Origin of the sequence: Kocuria tytonicola (genome assembly GCF_003687175.1) — a bacterium.
Lineage (GTDB): Bacteria > Actinomycetota > Actinomycetes > Actinomycetales > Micrococcaceae > Kocuria > Kocuria tytonicola.
This window is the reverse complement of record NZ_RDEX01000001.1, coordinates 283,198-302,616: the sequence shown is the minus strand read 5'-3', so window position 1 is coordinate 302,616 and position 19,419 is coordinate 283,198. Positions and strand designations below refer to the sequence as shown.

Below are 19,419 nucleotides of genomic sequence, written 5' to 3'. Positions count from 1 at the left end.
ATCGCCCCGCGTCCCGAAGGCCCCGATGTTTCACGTGAAACATCGGGGCCTTTTCGCTGAGCCGGGGACGGAAGCCGCGGAGCACCGGGCCTCACTGTCTTGGAGACGGGCCCGCCCGCCCCGACGCCTTCTGTCCTTCGTTCATGGGCGCGCAGGTGGACGATCACAGGTAACACGTTCCAACAGGTCGAGGGCGCCATGGCCCGAGACAGCCGCGAGGTCAGGCGTGCAACACGCTCGATGATCCGCGCACGTCGTGGACTCAGTGGCAGGGGGAAATGACTTTACGCGGTGGCCGTGACTGCTGATCCATGGGACTCTGAGCGGTGTTCTCACGACTACGATGGGGTGAAACATCAGCGTGTGAAAGGACTGTCCAGTGGCTGAACGACGTCGGGGATTGGGTCGGGGGCTCGGGGCTCTCATCCCGAGCGAGGCACCGCAAGACGCTGCCCACTCAGAGGGCGCTGATCCTGCGGCCCAGAAGGAGCCGGGAGGGACGCCCACCGCACGGTCAGCTGGAGGGGCCGGCGGCACCGACTCGAAGGGCACATCATCGAGCACGCGCCGCGTGGCCTCGAGTGATGCGAAAGCCAACACAGGCGAGGGGGCGACTCACGACGTCGGCACGGGCCCCAAGGAGGCCCCGCCGTCTACCGGGTCGGACGGGCTCGAACAGCGGCGTGCGTCGAAGGCACAGAAGGCGCCCACGTCTCCCACTTCGTCATCTCAGCACGCTACGAATGCTGAGAAGAAGAGCGCTCGTCAGAACGCGGGGAGCGCAGACGCCGAGGCTCCACGCCGCCAAACACGCGCTTCCGCCGATGGCTCAGTGCGGTCTGCCACGTCGCGTGGTGCGAAGGATCAGGCGGTGCCCGTCGAGGAAGGGGCCGTTGCAGGAGCCGATACCTCGTCCGCAAGTCCCACTCGGCGCGATGTTTCACGTGAAACATCGAAGAAGGACGCCGCAGCCCCCGTCAGCGGTGGGCGATCTGGGCGTACGACCGGCCGTGGGCGACGTGACATGGTGCAGGCCTTGAGAAGCACCACGTCAGTGAGTCGCCCGGTGGATATGTTCTTCCTGCCCTCGGATTCGGCGGCTGCCACGGAGGTCGAGTCCGGTCGACCGGGTCCCAACGGGGGGAGAAACCACGCGCAGTCGCTCACAGGGGCAGCTCCTACGAAGTCCCCCACACGGTCCGAGGCCGTGCCGGGGGGTGCCCGGGAGATGGTAGCGGACTCCACGCCCTCCAACGGCGGAGACGAGGCGACAGCGGGGTCGTCGTCGGAGGAAAAGAGGTCCGGCAAGACCGCCCAGGATGCAGAGGTGCCCCGCTCGACGACTCGCCGCTCCATGGCCCCGCGCGAGCACTCGGGGGAGGCAGGCGCCCGCGATGTTTCACGTGAAACATCGCGAGCATCGCTGAAGGCCGAAGATAGCCCCGCCTCTTCTGCCACACATGATGGAGGCGCAGGGGGCAATGCTGACGGCAACAACGGGGAGTCGGGTCGGACACGCAGGTCATCTGCGGTCGAGCGTCAGGATCCTGCGGGCACTTTGACGCCGAAGGGAGGGAAAAACATTCCTGAACACGGCGCCGGAGACCCGGGGTCGTCCTCTGCAACGGAGCCGACAGAGCTTCAAGCCGTGCCGGGTGCCGTGTTCGCGGAACTCAGTGTCACGGACATCCACCCCAACCGCAAGCAGCCCCGCCAGGTTTTCGACGAGGACGAGCTCGCCGAGCTGGCCTTTTCGGTCAAGGAGCTGGGGGTCCTGCAGCCCATCGTCGTGCGCCCGAGCCAGGACGGGGGTGCGGAGTCGTACGAACTGGTCATGGGTGAACGCCGGTGGCGGGCGGTCCAGGAGGCGGGCCTGACCACGATCCCGGCCATCATCCGCGACACTGCGGACAACGACCTGCTGCGCGACGCGCTCCTGGAGAACCTGCACCGCGCCCAGCTGAACCCGTTGGAGGAGGCTGCGGCCTACCAGCAGCTGATGGAGGAGTTCGGCGCCACCCAGGAGCAGCTGTCGGAACGAATTGGTCGCTCACGGCCTCAGATCTCGAACACGCTGCGCCTGCTGCGGCTGCCCGCTCTCGTGCAGCGCCGAGTGGCTGCTGGTGTTCTCAGCTCCGGCCACGCTCGGGCCCTTCTCGCTCTGACGGATCCTGCGGAGATGGAAAGGCTGGCGCAGCGAATCGTGGCGGAGGGGCTCTCGGTGCGCGCCACGGAGGAGGCCGTGGCGCTGTCGGACGGGGCCAAGCGTCACGCGGGGAGCCGCAAGGCGCCTACCACGCGGCACGATGACAGGCTGGGGTACATTGCGGACGCCTTCTCGGACAAGCTGGACACGAGCGTCAAGATCCAGCTGGGTGCTCGCAAGGGCAAGATGACCATTGAGTTCGCCTCGGTGGAGGATCTCAATCGCATCATTGATGTCCTGGACCCCAAACTGGAGTCGGACAAGTGAAGCCCAGAGGCACGGTGCCGCCGATGGTTGAGTGACGGAGCCGATTTCCGAACGCAGAACGGCCGCGATGTTTCACGTGAAACATCGCGGCCGTTCACTGCGCGGTAAAGCTTTCTGCCCCGTGCACGAACGCCGGCGGCGGTTCCGACCCGCCCCCGACTCAGGGGTTCTGGTGGTAGTAGCTCTGGATGTCGGCAAGGCTCATGGTGCCCGTGGCCGTCGAGGCGGCGTCGGTGGAGGGCGCGAGGACACGCTGGAGGCCGCACAGCAGGGACTCCGCCAGGCGAGCTCGGTACGTGTCATCCTGCAGCTTTGCCCGCTCTCCACCGTTGGACAGGTAGCCCAGGGCCACCCAGGCGGCCGCGGTCCCTGCGGCACGGAGTTCGCTCCACTGACGAGCGTGTGCACCGAGATCCTGCGCCCCGGTCCTGGCCACGAGTTCCCGGAGGATCATGGTGGACGCCATCTGCCCAATGGGTGCATGGGGCTGACCGGTGCTGGGGTCACCCCAGAAGAACGTGGCCACACCCTCCGCGTGCGGCGAGGAGTTCCAGTCGCACTGCAGACAGAGCACAAGGGCCGAGGGATGCGACGTCAAGGCCTCACGGGGGTCGGTCACCACGGTGCGCTCGTTCTCCACCGTGCGTGCCTCCCCGTAGGGCGCAGGGCAAGGATCCACGAGCACCGGGGCGGCCCCCACGTTGCGGAGCAGATCGTGCACTTTCACGGCCACGTCCAGGGAGATCCGGTCCTGATCCTCGGCGAAATCCTCGGGGGCACCCTGGGGAGTTTCCTGCGCAATGGCGCCTGAGGGGATCAGGATGACGTCCCGCTCCCGCAGGGCCTCGTGGAGCATCCCCAGCCGACGGTGGTCGCGCAGGGAGAACGCCTTGGCGGAGGTGATCTTCTTGCTCACCCGTGCCAGACCCGCGAGTGTTTCCAACGCGACTTCCCCGTCCACACGAACACCCAGGCTGCTCTGCAGCTCTCGCACGGCGAACTCGGTCTGACGGTTGAAGGTGCCGTCCAGGTGACCGTAGTAGAAACCCAACAGAGAGAGGTTGTTCTGGAGCTCCTCGACGTCGTCACCGTGCAACGGCTGCGACTCGTCGAAGGCAAGGGGACGGTCACCCAGGGTGTATTGGGCGTCGTTGAGCGCGGCCTCGGTCTCGGGTCCCACGACGCCGTCCACGATGAGCCCCTTGTGCTGCTGGAACGCCCTGACGGCGTGGTCCACGCCGCGGTCGAACACGGAGGGGTCCGGCACGGCGTCGGGCGCGATGCCCGGGTCCGTGACACCTGCTCGGACCAGGCGATCCCTGAGCCCGGTGACCCGTCGATCGGTCGCGCCGTGTCGGAGAGCAGCTCCGGGAGGGGGTTGCAGCACGTGGTTCTCCCTTGGGTAGTGGCCCGTCCCTGGAGGACGGGACGTCAGGATGGCATCGTCTCAGAAAAAACCCGGGTCCAGCGCACTCCGTGTGCGCCGGACCCGGGCTGTGCACCTCAGGCGGAGGGGGTGAGGTACTCCGCGAATTCCTTCTCCAGGGCGGACTTGGGCTTGGCGCCGATGGAGGTCTTGGCCACCTCGCCGTCGGCGAAGAGGTAGACGGCCGGGATGGAGGTGATGCCGTACTGGGACGCGATCGCGGGGTTGTCGTCCACGTTGACCTTCACCACGTCCACCTGGTCCGCGTGCTCCGCGGCCAGTGCGTCGAGGACCGGGCCGAGCTGGCGGCACGGGCCGCACCACTCAGCCCAGAAGTCCACGATGGTGGGCTTAGAGTTCTCCAGGACCTCCGCCTGGAAGGTGGCGTCCGTGACGTCCTTGGCTGCGCTCATGGTGATTCCTTTCAACGGGGCCGTCCGGAGGGCTCCGAGCGGCCGTGGGGAGCGGGGATGAGGGTGATCAGCTGTCCAGCGCCGCGAGGTAGTGCTCCACGTCCACGGCGGCCACGCAGCCGGAGCCGGCGGCGGTGATGGCCTGGCGATAGGTGGGGTCCACCACGTCGCCGGCGGCGAACACCCCGGGCAGGGACGTGGTGGAGGAGCGTCCGTCCACGGCGATCGTGCTGTCCACCGTGAGCTCCAGCTGGTCCTTGACCAGATCCACGCGGGGATCGGAGCCGATGGCCACGAACACGCCGGTCACGGGCAGCTCGGAGGCCTCCCCCGTGACGGTGTCCTCCAGTTCGAGGGCCTCCACCTTGTTCTCCCCGCGGATGCCGGAGACCCGGGTGTTCCAGAGGATCTCGATCTTGGGGTCGTCGAGGGCGCGCTGCTTCATGATGTCCGAGGCCCGGAACTGGTCACGGCGGTGGATCAGGGTGACCTTGTCCGCGAACTTGGTGAGGAAGGTGGCCTCCTCGATCGCGGAGTCCCCGCCGCCCACCACGGCCACGTTCTGGCCCTTGAAGAAGAAGCCGTCGCACGTGGCGCACCAGGACACGCCGTGCCCGGACAGCCGCTCCTCGTCCGGGAGTCCCAGCTTGCGGTACGCGGAGCCGGTGGAGATCACCACGGCGCGTGCCCGCAGGACGGTTCCGTCCTCGGTGGTCACGGTCTTGACCTCACCGTCCAGCTCCACGGAGACCACGTCCTCGTAGCGGATGTCCGCCCCGAAGCGCTCGGCCTGCTGCTGCATGTTGTCCATGAGCTCGGGGCCCATGATGCCGTCGATGAAACCGGGGTAGTTCTCCACCTCGGTGGTGTTCATGAGCTCGCCGCCGGCGGTCACGGACCCGGCCAGGACCACGGGCTTGAGGTTCGCCCGAGCGGTGTAGATCGCGGCCGTGTAGCCCGCGGGACCGGAACCCACGATGACGACGTCGTGGACGGCGTCGTCGCCCGCGTCCGCCGCAGGGTGCGAGACGTCCGCCGGGGCGGACCGGGCCGCGCCGGTGACGCCGAGGTTCACAGCACTCGAGAAGATGCCGGACTGATTGCTCACTGGTGGAACGCCTTTCCCTGGATCGCCGCGTGCCGCGGAGGTGGACTACACCCCAGAACGTGGGGAGGTCGTGCAGATATTCCGTGCCCGTTCCGCGGGGCCGCGCGGCACGGGAGGCGGTGACGAGCTGTGCGCGGCAGGCACGTCCGACCTGACCGGGCCGACCGTCGGAGCGGTGGGTCACCGGAGGGAGATTTCCCCGATGCGCAGGCCGTAGGGGTAGCCGCCGATGGGGCTCGTGAGCTGCGGCAGCTCCGTCCACACCACGAGCACGAAGCGGTGCGGGGTGCTGCGCGCGGCGTCCGAGAGCGGGACGCGGATCTCGGGGCCCGTGAACGAGCCCTTGCCCACCTCCTGTGCGCCCTCCAGGCCGGGCTGGTCCGAGACGTACACGGTGAACCGGCCACCGGTGCCGTTCGCCTGCTGGACGGTGAGCTCCTGGGCCGTGGCGGGCTCCTTCAGCTGGGCCGCGAGTCCCACGGAGTCAGCGAGGCTGCCGAACGTGGCGTTCGAGAACCCGTAGCTGAGCCAGTACGTGGCGGGGTTGCCGTCCGTGGCCTGGTTCAGCGTGGCGTCCGTGTCCGCCATGAACTCCGGGTCCGAGGTCACGCGGGTCACGGACCCAATCGCCGGTGCGGCCGTGGCGCTCGGGGACACCGACGCCGCCGGGGTTCCCTCCTGAGGTCCGGTGGCCGCACTCTGCTGCGGCGGTCCCTGCTGGGCGAAGTGCGAGGTGAGCGAACCGAGACCGCGGAAACCGAGCACGATGGCCCCGATCAGCACCAGGGCCAGGAGCATCAGCAGCAGCCAGCGCAGCGGTCCCCTGCGGTTCTCCCCCTCCGCAGCCGCGGTGGCGCCGCCGGAACCGCCCTCCTCCGGCTCCGATTCCGGCGTGGGCCCGGTCGGCTCCTCCGCAGCTCCCGCTGCGGCACCCGTGCTCTGCTCGGCCACTGCGGCGTCCGGGCCGCCGCCTGTTGCAGGGGCCGACGCCGCGGGGTCCGCCGCCCCGTGCCCGGCACCTCCGGAGGGGGCCGGCTGCAGGTCCACGGGGGCGGTGTCCTCGTGGTCGAGGTCGGCCTCCGGGAGGTCGCCCCGGTGGAGGTCCTCCCGGGGTGCGGTCCGGGACGAGGAGGTGCGGTCGTCCAGGCGGTCGGGTTTGCCCTCGGTGCGCTCGAAGCTCTCGTAGCGGTTGTCGCCGTCGTAGGTGGGGTCGATGGCGCCCGCGGCCACGGTGGCCCCGGCCGAACCGCCCCGGGAGGCGGCGCGGTCGAAGAGGGTGGAGCGCACGGCGGCGGGACGGACCTTGCGGGCCATCCCCAGACGGTTGCGCACGGACGGGGCGGCGGGTGCGTCGTCGTAGCTGTCGTCGTCGGGGCCGTCCCAGCGCGTGACGGCCGGGACATCCGGCTCCGAGTCCTCGCCATGGCGGGAGACGCGCTGCTGGGACTGCGTGGGGTCCGGCTCCTGGTAGATGTAGGAGGAGGAGGACGCGGTGCGGGGGTTGCCGAAGATGTCGTCGGAGAGCGAGTAGTCGTCGGAGTCCTCGTCCGTGAACAGGAGGGCGTCCAGCAGGTCCGAGGCCGGGGTGTAGGAGGTGACCAGGTAGGTGGTGTCCTCCGTCTGGCCCATGTCCAGGACCTGGAAGCCGCTGTGCCCCGCGCCGGCGGCCAGCGCGCGGGCATTGTGCACCACCGTGGACTCGTGGGCGGCGGCCGGGACCAGGATGGAGATCCGGCGGCGCAGGATCTGGTCCTCGCCCTGCAGGACGTGGTCGTCCTCGGCTGTGCTGAGCAGGGACGCACTGACCTTGTAGCGGCCCCCCAGGATGGCTCCGAGCGCGATGGGCTGGGACACGGTGGCTCCCTCTGCTTCGGGCGCCGCGGCGGTCGCACGGACGCGAGAACGAATCTTTCGGGCAGTCTAACGGCCGAGTTTGGCCTTCAGCGGGGCCAGCAGGCCGGTGAACTCCGCCACGCGGAACAGCTTGAGCGCCACGGCGTACACGAGGGCCATCGCCGCACCGCCCACCGCGATGCTGAGCAGCGCGGAGAGCTGGTTGTGCCACGGGAAGCCACCGGGGGCATACCCGCCGAGCAACCACAGCACCACTGCTCCGGCGGCTCCGGCCACGAGCGAGGCGGCCAGGATCCGGGCGTGGGAGCCCACGATGCGGGCCAGCCCGTAGTCCCCGATCCGGCGCTTGAGCGCGTAGTGGTAGATCACCGTGGCCAGGATGTTCTGCACCGCGTAGCAGGCGGCGACCGCGAAGACCATCTGCTCCGGGGGGAGGACTCGGGCGATGACCACCGCGCCGAGCACCGTGAACAGGGAGACCGCGAGCTGGACGAAGAACGGGGTGCGGGCGTCCTCGTCCGCGTAGAACGCCCGGCCCAGCATGAACGCGGTGGACATGAACGGCGCTCCGACGGCGATCACCGTGATCACCTGGCCGATCACCGCACCCGCCGCGGGCACGCCGCCCGAGAACAGCATGCCCAGGGGCCCCGCGTACACGATCAGCGCGATCATGCAGAACACCGTGGCCACGCCGGTCACCCGCAGGCTCGAGGACAGGGAGGAGACCAGGGACTCACGGTCCTTCTCCGCCGCCGCCGCGGCCATGCGGTTGAACAGCACCGTGGCGATCGACAGCCCGATCACCCCGTGGGGCAGCGCATAGAGCATGGTGGCCTGGTCCAGGACGGCCGTGCCCGCGATGGGCGGCGGCCCGCCCGGGCCGGGAGCGACGTCGGGCCGGGCGCCGGTGGGGATGGCCGCGGTGCGGTACAGGGCCATGAAGGCGAGGTTCGCGATCACGCCGGTCGCGAGCGTCCAGCCCCCGAGGCGTCCCGCGGTCGAGAGACCGATGCCGCGCCAGCCGAAGCGGGGGCGGATGCGCAGACCCAGGCGGGCCAGCGGCCAGAAGAGGATGAAGGCCTGTGCGGCCACACCCACCGTGGACATCACCACCAGCCAGAACGTCTGCCCGGCGGTCCAGTTCTCCAGGGAGTGGGGGTGGGTGCGGAACGGGCCGAACTGGTGGATGAACACGAGCAGCGAGAGGATCGCGACCACGTTGTTGAGCACGGGAGCCCACATGTAGGCACCGAACGCGCCCTTGGCGTTGAGCACCTGGCCCACCACGGTGTAGAGGCCGTAGAAGAAGATCTGCGGGAAGGTGATGAGCGCGAACATGGTGCCCATGGTCAGCTGGGCATCCGACCAGCCCGGGCCCATCAGCTCCATGATGGGCCCCACGCACAGCAGCACCGCGCCCGTGATCACGAGCAGCGCGATGACCGCGAGGGTGAGCAGCCGGGAGATGTAGTCGGCACCCTCGTCCTCCGCCTTGGACGCCTTGATGATCTGCGGCACGAGCACCGCGTTGAACACGCCGCCGGCAATCAGCACGTAGATGAGGTTGGGCAGCGTGTTGGCCAGCTGGAACACGTCCGCCATGGTTGCCGCGGAGCCGATGGCCACCGTGATCAGGAACGTCTTGACGAATCCCAGGATGCGGGAGACCAGCGTCCCGGAGGCCATGACGGCGCTGGCGCGCGCCCCGGACTTCTGCATGGAACATGGCCTCCTGCACGAGGGATGGGACCGTGCGCGGCGCGCGACGGTTCGAACGGGACAGCCTACAACTGGTGGATGATGTATTCCCTGGCGATGTCGGCGATGCGCCGCTCGTTGGGGAAGGACAGCGTCCGGCCGAGGTCGTCGATCCCGGACCAGGCGACGTCGACGGCCTCGTGGTCCGGATCGTTCTCCGTGGTCAGGTGGCCGCCCGTGGCCTCCAGCAGGAAGTGGTGGACGGTCTTGTGCACGCGGTGCCCGGAGACGGTGAACCAGTAGTCGATGCTGCCCAGCGGGGAGAGCACGCGACCCATGATCCCGGTCTCCTCCTCGATCTCCCGCACGGCGGCTTCCTGGTTGGTCTCATCACCCTCGGGATGGCCCTTGGGCAGGCACCACTCGAGACGACCGCCGCGGTTGATGCGGGCGATGATGGCCACCGGGTGCGCGGGGTCCGCGAGGTTCACCACGATCCCGCCGGCCGACACCTCTTCCACCGTGGGCAGCGCGGCGACCGGTTGGTTCGGTCGCCTCTTGGGCGCGCTGGGTACGGGGAATGCCATGGCCCCTACCTTAGCCACATTCCCCGGTGCACCCTGAAGCAGGTGGCGGACCCCGCTGGTGCGATAATGGCTCGCATCATGACGCAGCTGCTGGACACCTCCTCACTCCATCCCGTCTCCCGCGAGCTCGGCCGCCTGTTCGAGCGCGCCGGCCACGAACTGTCCCTGGTGGGCGGACCGGTGCGGGACCTGCTGCTGGGCCGTGAGGCCCTGGACCTGGACTTCACCACGGACGCGGGCCCGGACCAGACCCTGGAGATCATCCGCAACTGGGCGGACGCGCACTGGGAGATCGGCCGGGACTTCGGGACCATCGGGATGCGCAAGGCCGGGATGCAGCTGGAGGTCACGACCTACCGTGCGGAGGCCTACGACCCCGACTCCCGCAAACCCACCGTGGCCTTCGGGGACGACCTCACCGAGGACCTGCGGCGCCGCGACTTCACGGTCAACGCCATGGCCCTGCGGCTGCCGGACATGGAGCTGGTGGACCCCTTCGGGGGCATCAAGGACCTGCACGCCGGGATGCTGCGGACCCCGGGGACCCCGGAGGACTCCTTCACGGACGATCCCCTGCGCATGATGCGCGCCGCGCGGTTCACGTCCCAGCTGGGACTCACCGTGGCCGAGCCCGTGCGGGAGGCCATGACGGCCATGGCCCAGCGCATCGAGATCGTCTCCGCGGAGCGCGTGCGCGAGGAGCTGGTCAAGCTCATCTGCGGCGCCCACCCCCGCCGCGGCGTGGAGCTTCTGGTGGACACGGGACTCGCGCAGATCGTTCTCCCTGAGGTCCCCGCGTTGCAGCTCGAGACGGACGAGGCGCACCACCACAAGGACGTCTACCAGCATTCCCTCACGGTCATGGAGCAGGCGGCGGAGAAGGAGACCGGTCCCGACGGCGCCGTCCCCGCCCCGGACTTCGTCCTCCGGTTCGCCGCCCTCATGCACGACGTCGGCAAGCCCGCCACGCGGAAGTTCGAGCCCACCGGGGCGGTGAGTTTCCGCCACCACGAGGTGGTGGGGGCCAAGCTCACGCGGAAGCGGATGAAGGCGCTGCGCTTCGACAACGACACCATCAAGCGGGTCACGCGGCTCGTGGAGCTTCATATGCGTTTCTACGGATATGGGGAGGCGGACTGGACCGACTCCGCCGTGCGCCGCTACGTGCGGGACGCGGGGGACGAGCTGGAGCGGCTGCACCGGCTCACCCGCTCCGACGTGACCACCCGCAACCGGCGCAAGGCGGCGCGGCTCGCGGGCCACTACGACGAGCTCGAACGGCGCATCGAGCAGCTCGCCGAGCAGGAGCAGCTCGAGGCCGTGCGCCCCGAGCTGGACGGCCAGCAGATCATGGCGATCCTGGGTGTCCCCCCGGGGCCGGTGGTGGGGCGGGCCTACAAGTTCCTCCTGGAGATGCGCCTGGACGAGGGTGCCGTGGGGGAGGACGTCGCACGGGAACGGCTGCTGGCGTGGGCCCGGGAGAAGGGCGTCACGGACTCCTGAGGCGCGCGCCCGCCGCTGCGGTCCTGGGTGCTGGTGGTCCCGGGCGCGGCGTCGTCGGGAACGGGGCTGTCCTCAGGGGCGGGACTACCGTGTGGGACGGCACCGACTTCATCCACGGCGCCATGACCGGGCAGGGTGCGCAGCCGTGGAACACTTGGGGCCAACAGCAACCGTGTCCGAGGGAGACCCCCATGAGCCTTGAAGGTGCGCGCAACAGATCCGGAGGAAGTGCCGGGCTGGTGCTGCTGGGCCTCGGCCTCTACACGGTGATGATGGCCTATGTTCTGCGCATCCCGTGCCGCGTCCCGGACTGGCACGTGGCCGAGCAGGTGCCGCAGCTGTGCTCCACGGTGGTCGGCGCGGGGGACCTGGCCGTGCGCTCCACGGACGTGGCCGGGGGCTTCTTCACGGGCGGGCCCACGGGGGACCAGCCCGTGCTCGTGGGGATGATCACCACCATCATCGGATGGTTCGCGTCCAACCTCTCCTCGCTCATGGGGCTGGACGTGGGCAAGGGCTTCTACCTGGACCTGTCGCTGGTGCTGCTGGCCCTGGTGTGGCTCGCGATCGTGGCCGTGGTCTCCTCCCTGAGCGGCAACCGCCGCACGGACGCCTTCGTGATGGCGCTGTCCCCGGTGATCGTGCTGGTGGGGTTCCAGTCCTGGGACCTGTGGGCCGTCCTCTTCATGATGCTGGCCCTGCTCGGCTACGTGCGCGGCAACCCGGCGGTGGCCGGGATCATGGTGGGTTTCGGGGCCTCCGTGGCGTTCTTCCCGGTGGTGGTGCTCCTGGCCATCCTGATCATGGCCGCGCGCCACCGCTTCCTGAAGGACATCCTGGGCGCCCTGCTGTGGGCGGTGTTCGCGTGGGCGGTCATCAACGGCACGTACATGCTCACCGCGTGGGACCGCTGGGTGGCCCAGTTCACCACGATGCTCCATGCCGGCACGGAGCAGCCCTCCCTGTGGAACGTCTGGTCCGACACGGTGGAGCCGCGCACCGGCATCTCCTTGGGCGCCGGGGACGGGGCCCAGTTCGTGCTGCTGAGCATGGTCCTGGCGCTCGTGTTCGTGCTGCTGGTGTCCCTGCTGAGCAAGCGCGAGCCCTCGGCGGTCCAGGTGACGTTCCTGCTGCTGGCCCTCTACATCCTGCTGGCCAAGGAGTACTCCCTGACCTACGTGGTGTGGCTCGTGCCGCTCGTCATCCTGTGCCGCCGCAACTGGGTGGAGTTCGCGCTGTGGCAGGTGGTGGAGATGTTCTACTGGGCCACCGTGGTGCTCCCGGCCTCCGCGTGGCCCACGCTCCCATGGGTGCAGGAGTTCGGGTGGAGCGCCCAGGACCTGCTGGCCGTGGTGCGCTACCTCTTCCTGGTCTACCTGGTGGTGGCCGTGGTGGTGGACATGTTCCGCGGACGCAAGGCGGCGGCCCTGGGCGCGTCCGCCGTCCAGTGACGACGGTGGGTGCCAGTGGCCGAGCGTGACTCCCGGTTCGAACGCCTGAGGCTGCCCTCGTGGCGGGTGCTGCGCGTTCCCATGGTGCTGATCGTGGTGTTCGTGGTGCTCACGGTCACCGCGTGGTCCACCGCGGCGAACTACCTGCTGGTGGCCCGTGAGCCGGAGTCCCCCGTGGACACCTACCTGGGCTACCTCGAGGGCGGCAGCGCCCGGCAGGTGCTCGCCCCTCTGATGGTCCAGAACGGTGTGGACCGTGCGCAGCTGCTGGGCAACGCGGTCTACCGGGCGGCCGCGAACCGCCCGCAGCACCACGAGTTCGTGGGCACGCGCGTGACGGGTGACGTGGCCCGGGTGGCCGTGGACGTCCGCACGGGGAGCGGCGCCACGGTCCGGCGCGAGTACACCGTCCACCGGGTCTCCGCGTGGGGGCCCTTCAACGACTCGTGGCAGCTGCGGGACCGGGACGACGCCCCGGTGGCCGTGCACCTGCCCGCAGCGGTGGACGCCCTCACGGTCAACGGGGCGACGGTCCGGCCCGATCCCTCCTTCCTGACGCCCACGGACCCGTCAGATCCCGCGGCCCCCGCGCGCACGTGGCGCCTGGAGGGCCTGCCCGGCGCGTACGACGTCGCTCTGCCGCGGGACTCGTACCTCCTGACCAGTGAGCATGCCCCGGCGGTGATATCCATGGCGGCACCTCGTGAGGCTCTTGCGGAGGTCGCCTACACGGCGTCGCCGCGCATGTGGGAGGCCGTGGAGCGGGACGTCCAGGACGCCCTCGCCCGGTGCCGCCGGGCCGTGCACCTGGACCCCGGGCGGTGCCCGGTGCCGCGCGAACTGGCACGAGCGGCGTCGTCCGCGGGGAGCAGGGGCGCGGACGGGCGCACTCCGGCTGAAAGGCTCCCGGAGGGGGTCTCGGACGTGCGGTGGGAGCTGGCCTCCCGGCCCTCGCTCCTGCTGGAGCAGGACGCGAAGGACCCGCTGACGTTCCACGCCGTGCGCTTCCGGGCCGCGAAGGCCTCCGTGGAGTGGGTGCAGGACGGACACCGGAAGAAGGGCACCGTGGAGTTCGGGATCGAGGCGACGGCGCGGACCACCGGGCAGCGTCTGGAGACCGACGTGCACCTGCGCTCGACGCTGGGCCCTCGGGAGAGGTCCAGCCGCCCCTCGTAGAATCGGGGGAAGACGGTTGCGACCCGGCAGCCGGTCAGAGACAGGAGCGCAGCATGGCCGAGGAACCGGAGTACTACCGCGCGCAGCCCCTGCCCCCTCGCGAGGGTGCACCGCAGGGGTACCGCCAGGGGCCGCCGTTCGGTCCCGCGGGTGGCGCCTCGCAGTGGGGCCAGCCCGGCGCGGGCGCGCCCACGGTGAACGTCAACGTGGTGGGCGGCAAGTCGGCGCTGCTGGCCTACGTGCTGTGGTTCTTCCTGGGGCAGTTCGGAGTGCACAAGTTCTACCTGGCGCAGCCTTTCCAGGGCATCCTGTACTTCCTCCTGGGCGCCACCGGCTGGCTCACGGTGGGGATCCTGATCGGCTGGTTCTTCCTGATCCCGCTGTGGCTCCTGATGCTCATCGACATCTTCGTGATCCCGCTGCGCGTGGGCACCCTCAACGCCCGGCTGGCCCGCCGGGTGAGTGGCTACTGAGGCCCCCCCTGTAGTAATGTAGGAAAGTCTGTGTGCCGTGCGTCGTTCGCTGCCGGCACCGACATACGCACAGAACCTCCTGCTGCGGAAGGACCGCAGCCGCTTAGCCCGAAGGAGGTGGGTTCTTTACATGCGTGAATACGAACTGATGGTCATCCTCAACCCCGAGGTGGAGGAGCGCGCCGTCGAGCCGACCCTCAAGAAGTTCCTCGAGGTCGTCACCAAGGAGAACGGCACCGTCGAGAAGCTCGACATCTGGGGCCGTCGTCGCCTGGCCTACGAGATCCAGAAGAAGTCCGAGGGCATCTACGCCGTGGTGAACTTCACCGCCGAGCCGCAGACCGCCAAGGAACTGGACCGCGTCCTGAGCCTCAACGAGGCCGTGATGCGCACCAAGATCATCCGCCCGGAAGAGCAGAAGATCCACGGCAAGTGAGGTGAGCGTGCGGTCCACCCGGACTGCACAGAGCACCTCGCGCCAGGAGCCCGCACGGCACCGGCGTGAGATGCTGGCACCCCACTGAGTCCTGCATCCAGCGTCCACACACCCGGAGGTTCACATGGCTGGCGACACCGTCATCACCGTGATCGGAAATCTGACCGCAGACCCCGAACTTCGCTTCACGCCGTCCGGGGCCGCGGTGGCCAACTTCACCGTTGCGTCCACCCCGCGCGCGTTCGACCGGCAGAGCAACGAGTGGAAGGACCAGGAAACCCTCTTCATGCGCTGCTCCGTGTGGCGTGAGGCTGCCGAGAACGTTGCGGAGTCCCTCACCAAGGGCACCCGCGTGATCGTCCAGGGCCGCCTCAAGGCACGCTCGTACGAGACCAAGGAGGGGGAGCGCCGCACCAGCACCGAGCTGGAAGTGGACGAGATCGGCCCCTCCATGAAGTACGCGACCGCCAAGATCAACCGGAACTCGCGCGGTGGGGGCAACAGCTCCTACGGCGGGAACCAGGGCTTCGGCGGCGGTCAGGGCGGCAGTGGTGTCAACCAGGGCGGCGGCCAGGGAGGCTTCAACGACTCCCAGGGCGGCGGCTTCGGCGGGAACCAGAGCAGCCAGGGCGGTTTCAACGGCAACCAGGGCAACAGCGGCGGCCAGCAGCGCCAGCAGAGCGGTGACCCGTGGGGCCAGTCCTCCGGCGGCAGCTACGACTGGGGTGCCGACTCCGAGGACGAGCCTCCCTTCTAGACCCAACCAATCCACCCCATCCCGCAGGCATGCCTGCGGGCTCCGCACCAGAAAAGGAGCACCACGATGGCCAAGGCTGAAATCCGCAAGCCGAAACCAAAGCAGAACCCGCTCAAGGCGGCCGACATCACCGAGATCGACTACAAGGATGTCGCTCTGCTGCGCAAGTTCATCTCCGATCGCGGAAAGATCCGCGCTCGCCGCGTGACCGGCGTGTCCGTCCAGGAGCAGCGCAAGATCGCCCAGGCGATCAAGAACGCTCGCGAAGTGGCACTGCTGCCCTACTCCGGCGCCGGCCGCTGATCAGAGAGGACTGAGAATTCATGGCAAAGATCATCCTGACCCAGGAAGTCTCCGGGCTCGGTTCCGCTGGCGACGTGGTGGACGTGAAGAACGGCTACGCCCGTAACTTCCTGTTCCCCCGCGGCTTCGCCACCCCGTGGAGCCGTGGCGCCGAGAAGCAGATCGAGTCGATCAAGCAGGCTCGTGCGGCCCGTGAGCTGTCCTCCCTCGAGGACGCCCAGGCTCTCGCCGCCAAGCTGACCTCCACCACCCTGACCGTTCCGGTCACGGCCGGTGCCGAGGGTCGCCTGTTCGGCACGGTCCGCGCCGGCGACATCGCGTCCGCAGTGGAGAGTGCCGGTCTGGGCTCCATCGACAAGCGTCGCGTGGACCTGACCCAGCGCATCAAGACCACCGGCGTGTACCAGGCCGTGGTCCACCTGCACGAGGACGTCAACGCGAACGTGGAGTTCGAGGTCGTCCCCGCCTGATTCGCGTGTCCACCCACGGTCCCACCGGGCCGTGGCATCCCTGCCGGGTCCCGCTCACGCGGAGGCTCGCAGGGGTACGGAACGCGGATCGGTGAAGGATCCGTGAGAACCCCGTGGAACACACGTTCCACGGGGTTCTTCCCTGTCCGGACCCGTCCAGTGTCTCGTCAGTGCCCCGTGGGAGGATGCTGGCCATGATCACGAGTGGGAGGCGGCCCAGCACGGGCCGGAAGCTGTTCTGGGCCGGCGGGGTGAGCCTGGTGCTGACCGTGGCGTTCTTCTTCGGGGGATTCGCACTGGGCAACTCGTTCGGCCCCCGGGCGGCCATGTCCGTGATGCTGACCGGTCTGGTACTCAGCGTCATCGCATCGCTCACCACGGGAGTGGTCGCCGTGGCCGGGACCCTGTCCTTCCCGGCCCTGCGCGGTCGCTTCGTGGCCCTGCTCGTGCTGGCGATCCTCTGCTCACCCCTGCTGTGGCTGCTGTGCATCGTGGCGCTGAGCTGACTCGTCCACAGCAGCGAGAGGTTGTCCACAACGCTTTCCACATGCTGTGCACACGCACGCCTGGCGTGTTCCACACGATCTCCACAACGTTGTCCACAGGCAGTGGACAGTGTGCTTCTCATGTGCTCCCGCCAGGCGCTTCCCGGGACGACGCCGCCCACCCGGGGCCGTGGGCACGTTCCGTCATCGCCCCTGGTCACCGCGGCTTCACGGGGTCGCCCGGGTGGTGACGCGCGGCAGGGCGGCGGCGCGGCGGCGTCGTCGTTCAGCGGGGAAAAGCGGGGTCCGCGACGGGCCGTCATGCGGGTCTGCGGGCGGTGCGACAATGAACGGGACCGTCGGAAACGGCGGCAGCACGGTGACGAAAGTGGGTAAGGGTGTCCGAATACACGTCCGGTTCGCGCGAGGACTACGGCCGCACCATGCCGCACGACAACCAGGCCGAACAGTCGGTGCTGGGCGGGATGATGCTGTCCAAGGACGCCATCGCGGACGTGGTGGAAGTGCTGCGCGGCGTTGACTTCTACAAGCCGGCGCACGAGAGCATCTACGATGCCGTGGTGTCCCTGTACGGGCGGGGTGAGCCGGCGGACGCCATCACGGTGGGGGACGAGCTCACCAAGAGCGGTGAGATCGAGCGGATCGGCGGGGTGGCGTACCTGCACTCGCTGATCGCCTCGGTGCCCACCGCGGCGAACGCGGGGTTCTACGCCGAGATCGTGCGGGAGCGCGCGGTGCTCCGGCGTCTCGTGGAGGCCGGCACCAAGATCGTGCAGCTGGGCTACGCGCACGACGGCGAAGTGGACGACATCGTCAATGAGGCCCAGGGCGAGATCTACCAGGTGGCCGAACGGCGCACGGCGGAGGACTACGTCCCGCTGAAGGACGTCATGGAAGCCACCGTGGACGAGATCGAGGCCGCGGGCAGCCGCTCCGGGATGCAGGGAGTGCCCACCGGTTTCCACGAGCTGGACGAGCTCACGCACGGCTTCCAGGGCGGGCAGATGATCGTGATCGCGGCGCGTCCCGCCATGGGCAAGTCCACGCTCGCGCTGGACGTGGCCCGCTCCGCGTCCATCAAGCACGGCATGACCTCGGTGATCTTCTCCCTGGAGATGAGCCGCAACGAGATCGCCATGCGCCTGCTCTCCGCGGAGGGCACCCTCAATATGCAGGACCTGCGTGCGGGCACCCTGCAGGACGACCAGTGGGCGAAGATCGCGCAGATCATGGGCAAGATGAACGAGGCGCCCCTGTTCATCGACGACTCGCCCAACATGTCCCTCATGGAGATCCGCGCCAAGTGCCGCCGGCTCAAGCAGAAGCACGACCTCAACCTCGTGATCCTCGACTACCTGCAGCTCATGAGCTCCGGCAAGAAGGTGGAGTCCCGCCAGCAGGAGGTCTCCGAGTTCTCCCGTGCGCTCAAGCTGCTCGCCAAGGAGCTGGACGTGCCCGTGGTGGCGCTGTCCCAGCTGAACCGCGGTTCGGAGCAGCGCCAGGACAAGAAACCGCAGGTGAGTGACCTGCGTGAATCGGGCTGCCTCACGGGCGACACCCGCATCCTGCGCGCGGACACCGGTGCGGAGACCACCATGCGGGCGCTTTACGAGTCCGGTGAGCAGGATGTACCGGTGTGGGCCCTCGCGGACGACCTCCGCTACGTGAAGCGGCCCTTGACCCACGTGTTCTCCACGGGGGTCAAGCCGGTGTTCACGCTCCGTCTTGCGTCTGGGCGGGAGGTCAGGGCCACGGCGAACCACAAGTTCTTCACCTACGACGGGTGGCGGGCACTGGGCGATCTCGGTGTGGGAGAGCGGCTGGGCATCCCGCGGCACGTGTGCGCGCCGGAGCAGGAGGCGACGTGGGACGACGACGCCGTGTCCCGGCTGGGCGGGTCGCTCGCCGCGGTCCCAACGCTGCCTCTTGAGGCCTTCAGCCTCCCCAAGGGACAGGTTCGCACTCTGCTGAGCGCGGCGTGGACTGCGACGGGCGTCGTGTCTGCGGGGCCGCGCGGAGAAGGCACCGGAGCGGGCGAGCTGGTACTGCACGGGTTGAACATGACAGTGGCAGGGCAGGTGGCTCAGCTGCTGATGCGCTTCGGCATCCTCGGATCCGTGGTGGGAACCACCGTCGGCGCCGAGGTGCGGATCGAGGAGTTCGAGGACCAGCTCGTGTTCCTGGAGCAGATCCCCGTGGACGGCCTTTACGCGGTGGGTGCGGCTCACCTGCTGGAATATTTGCGTGCCGAGAAGGCTCAGCGGTCCATGGCCCCTCACTCGGAGGTTGAGCCCGGTAACGTATGGGATGATGTCCGGCGTATCGTGGCGAACCGGAGTGCCACCCCTCTGGGTCCCCCAACCACTGGCACTGCCACGGCCGTACTGGATCGGCCCGTGCGCGTGGGGGAGGTCATTGACGTTCTCGACACCCACGAACTCGACATGATCGCCATGAACGACCTCTACTGGGATCGCATCGTGTCCATCACCGCAGATGGAGAAGAGGAAGTGTTCGATGCCACCGTGGTGGGGGCCCACAACTTCATCGCCAACGGGGTCACCGTTCACAACTCGATCGAACAAGACGCGGACATGGTCATCCTCCTGCACCGCGAGGACGTGTACGACAAGGAGTCCCCGCGCGCCGGTGAGGCGGACGTGATCGTGGCAAAGCACCGCAACGGGCCCACCAAGACGATCGTCGTGGCGTTCCAGGGCCACTACTCGCGGTTCGCGAACATGGCGCTGGAGGGGTTCTAGCACCGGGAGCGGAGGGGCTC

Annotated in this window: 17 protein-coding genes; 11 read left to right on the top strand and 6 right to left on the bottom strand. The window is 68.8% G+C overall.

Features of this window, described 5'->3' with window-relative positions:
• The first annotated feature begins 1,228 nt into the window (after window positions 1–1,228).
• Entirely contained in the window at window positions 1,229–2,473 is a 1,245-nt protein-coding gene (locus EAE32_RS01335; protein WP_424321723.1) for a ParB/RepB/Spo0J family partition protein, read from the top strand.
• A gap of 160 nt (window positions 2,474–2,633) precedes the next feature.
• Here EAE32_RS01335 and EAE32_RS01330 read toward each other — a convergent pair whose 3' ends face one another.
• From EAE32_RS01330 to EAE32_RS01305, 6 genes are all read right to left on the bottom strand, one after another.
• The gene (locus EAE32_RS01330; RefSeq protein WP_121863937.1) at window positions 2,634–3,860 is read right to left on the bottom strand and encodes an N-acetylmuramoyl-L-alanine amidase; all 1,227 of its coding nucleotides are present in this window, start codon (window positions 3,858–3,860) and stop codon (window positions 2,634–2,636) included.
• Window positions 3,861–3,976: 116 nt separating this feature from the next.
• Window positions 3,977–4,312, bottom strand: a complete 336-nt coding sequence (trxA, locus tag EAE32_RS01325) for a thioredoxin (protein ID WP_121845508.1) — start codon at window positions 4,310–4,312, stop codon at window positions 3,977–3,979.
• 67 nt (window positions 4,313–4,379) lie between these two features.
• Entirely contained in the window at window positions 4,380–5,420 is a 1,041-nt protein-coding gene (gene trxB, locus EAE32_RS01320) for a thioredoxin-disulfide reductase (protein ID WP_121863936.1), read from the bottom strand.
• A gap of 180 nt (window positions 5,421–5,600) precedes the next feature.
• On the bottom strand, window positions 5,601–7,274 hold the full coding sequence (locus EAE32_RS01315; protein WP_121863935.1) for a hypothetical protein: 1,674 nt from the start codon (window positions 7,272–7,274) through the stop codon (window positions 5,601–5,603).
• Window positions 7,275–7,340: 66 nt separating this feature from the next.
• The gene (gene murJ, locus EAE32_RS01310; RefSeq protein WP_121863934.1) at window positions 7,341–8,996 is read right to left on the bottom strand and encodes a murein biosynthesis integral membrane protein MurJ; all 1,656 of its coding nucleotides are present in this window, start codon (window positions 8,994–8,996) and stop codon (window positions 7,341–7,343) included.
• 65 nt (window positions 8,997–9,061) lie between these two features.
• The gene (locus tag EAE32_RS01305; RefSeq protein WP_121863933.1) at window positions 9,062–9,562 is read right to left on the bottom strand and encodes an NUDIX hydrolase; all 501 of its coding nucleotides are present in this window, start codon (window positions 9,560–9,562) and stop codon (window positions 9,062–9,064) included.
• A 78-nt stretch (window positions 9,563–9,640) separates the two neighbouring features.
• Here EAE32_RS01305 and EAE32_RS01300 point away from each other — a divergent pair, with 78 nt between their 5' ends.
• From EAE32_RS01300 to dnaB, 10 genes are all read left to right on the top strand, one after another.
• Window positions 9,641–11,065, top strand: a complete 1,425-nt coding sequence (locus tag EAE32_RS01300; RefSeq protein ID WP_121864742.1) for a CCA tRNA nucleotidyltransferase — start codon at window positions 9,641–9,643, stop codon at window positions 11,063–11,065.
• A 191-nt stretch (window positions 11,066–11,256) separates the two neighbouring features.
• Window positions 11,257–12,516: a glycosyltransferase 87 family protein gene (locus EAE32_RS01295; RefSeq protein ID WP_121863932.1), complete on the top strand. Its 1,260-nt coding sequence runs from the start codon at window positions 11,257–11,259 to the stop codon at window positions 12,514–12,516.
• Between the two features lie 15 nt (window positions 12,517–12,531).
• The gene (locus tag EAE32_RS01290; RefSeq protein ID WP_121863931.1) at window positions 12,532–13,692 is read left to right on the top strand and encodes a hypothetical protein; all 1,161 of its coding nucleotides are present in this window, start codon (window positions 12,532–12,534) and stop codon (window positions 13,690–13,692) included.
• A gap of 53 nt (window positions 13,693–13,745) precedes the next feature.
• Window positions 13,746–14,165 (top strand): TM2 domain-containing protein, encoded by a 420-nt coding sequence (locus EAE32_RS01285; RefSeq protein WP_121863930.1) that lies wholly within the window; start codon window positions 13,746–13,748, stop codon window positions 14,163–14,165.
• A 130-nt stretch (window positions 14,166–14,295) separates the two neighbouring features.
• Window positions 14,296–14,601 (top strand): 30S ribosomal protein S6, encoded by a 306-nt coding sequence (gene rpsF, locus EAE32_RS01280; RefSeq protein WP_121845501.1) that lies wholly within the window; start codon window positions 14,296–14,298, stop codon window positions 14,599–14,601.
• A 124-nt stretch (window positions 14,602–14,725) separates the two neighbouring features.
• Complete coding sequence (locus EAE32_RS01275) at window positions 14,726–15,358, top strand: single-stranded DNA-binding protein (RefSeq protein ID WP_121863929.1); 633 nt, start codon at window positions 14,726–14,728, stop codon at window positions 15,356–15,358.
• A gap of 66 nt (window positions 15,359–15,424) precedes the next feature.
• Window positions 15,425–15,661 carry a 30S ribosomal protein S18 gene (gene rpsR / locus EAE32_RS01270; protein ID WP_055084974.1) on the top strand — a complete coding sequence of 79 codons (237 nt, stop codon included), beginning with the start codon at window positions 15,425–15,427 and terminating at the stop codon, window positions 15,659–15,661.
• 20 nt (window positions 15,662–15,681) lie between these two features.
• Window positions 15,682–16,131: a 50S ribosomal protein L9 gene (rplI, locus tag EAE32_RS01265; RefSeq protein WP_121845499.1), complete on the top strand. Its 450-nt coding sequence runs from the start codon at window positions 15,682–15,684 to the stop codon at window positions 16,129–16,131.
• Window positions 16,132–16,325: 194 nt separating this feature from the next.
• Entirely contained in the window at window positions 16,326–16,637 is a 312-nt protein-coding gene (locus EAE32_RS01260) for a hypothetical protein (RefSeq protein ID WP_121863928.1), read from the top strand.
• A gap of 377 nt (window positions 16,638–17,014) precedes the next feature.
• Entirely contained in the window at window positions 17,015–19,399 is a 2,385-nt protein-coding gene (gene dnaB / locus EAE32_RS01255; RefSeq protein ID WP_121863927.1) for a replicative DNA helicase, read from the top strand.
• Window positions 19,400–19,419: the final 20 nt, after the last annotated feature.

Coding starts and splice junctions, on each gene's coding strand:
- EAE32_RS01305 (WP_121863933.1), bottom strand. CDS start 9,562: ATGGCATTCCCCGTACCCAGCGCGCCCAAGAGGCGACCGAACCAACCG.
- EAE32_RS01285 (WP_121863930.1), top strand. CDS start 13,746: ATGGCCGAGGAACCGGAGTACTACCGCGCGCAGCCCCTGCCCCCTCGC.
- EAE32_RS01275 (WP_121863929.1), top strand. CDS start 14,726: ATGGCTGGCGACACCGTCATCACCGTGATCGGAAATCTGACCGCAGAC.
- rplI (WP_121845499.1), top strand. CDS start 15,682: ATGGCAAAGATCATCCTGACCCAGGAAGTCTCCGGGCTCGGTTCCGCT.
- rpsR (WP_055084974.1), top strand. CDS start 15,425: ATGGCCAAGGCTGAAATCCGCAAGCCGAAACCAAAGCAGAACCCGCTC.
- EAE32_RS01295 (WP_121863932.1), top strand. CDS start 11,257: ATGAGCCTTGAAGGTGCGCGCAACAGATCCGGAGGAAGTGCCGGGCTG.
- EAE32_RS01300 (WP_121864742.1), top strand. CDS start 9,641: ATGACGCAGCTGCTGGACACCTCCTCACTCCATCCCGTCTCCCGCGAG.
- EAE32_RS01335 (WP_424321723.1), top strand. CDS start 1,229: ATGGTAGCGGACTCCACGCCCTCCAACGGCGGAGACGAGGCGACAGCG.
- EAE32_RS01260 (WP_121863928.1), top strand. CDS start 16,326: ATGATCACGAGTGGGAGGCGGCCCAGCACGGGCCGGAAGCTGTTCTGG.
- rpsF (WP_121845501.1), top strand. CDS start 14,296: ATGCGTGAATACGAACTGATGGTCATCCTCAACCCCGAGGTGGAGGAG.
- trxA (WP_121845508.1), bottom strand. CDS start 4,312: ATGAGCGCAGCCAAGGACGTCACGGACGCCACCTTCCAGGCGGAGGTC.
- murJ (WP_121863934.1), bottom strand. CDS start 8,996: ATGCAGAAGTCCGGGGCGCGCGCCAGCGCCGTCATGGCCTCCGGGACG.